This is a genomic window from Virgibacillus sp. 7505 (assembly GCF_002272135.1).
Lineage (GTDB): Bacteria > Bacillota > Bacilli > Bacillales > Amphibacillaceae > Terribacillus.
In genome coordinates, this window is record NZ_NPBF01000089.1 from 1 (window position 1) to 354 (window position 354).

Annotated in this window: 1 rRNA gene; it reads right to left on the bottom strand. The window is 53.7% G+C overall.

Annotated elements, in window-relative coordinates:
- Positions 1-36: 36 nt before the first annotated feature.
- Positions 37-354 (bottom strand): 16S ribosomal RNA (locus CHH91_RS18050); the annotation flags it as partial.

Here is a 354-nt window from a genome sequence, read left to right on the forward strand (position 1 = left end):
TGTCTACTACGAAGTAGTAGTTCCAATTATCCTTAGAAAGGAGGTGATCCAGCCGCACCTTCCGATACGGCTACCTTGTTACGACTTCACCCCAATCATTGATCCCACCTTCGGCGGCTGGCTCCAAAAGGTTACCTCACCGACTTCGGGTGTTACCAACTCTCGTGGTGTGACGGGCGGTGTGTACAAGGCCCGGGAACGTATTCACCGCGGCATGCTGATCCGCGATTACTAGCAATTCCGGCTTCATGCAGGCGAGTTGCAGCCTGCAATCCGAACTGAGAATGGCTTTATGGGATTGGCTTCACCTCGCGGCTTCGCTGCCCTTTGTACCATCCATTGTAGCACGTGTGT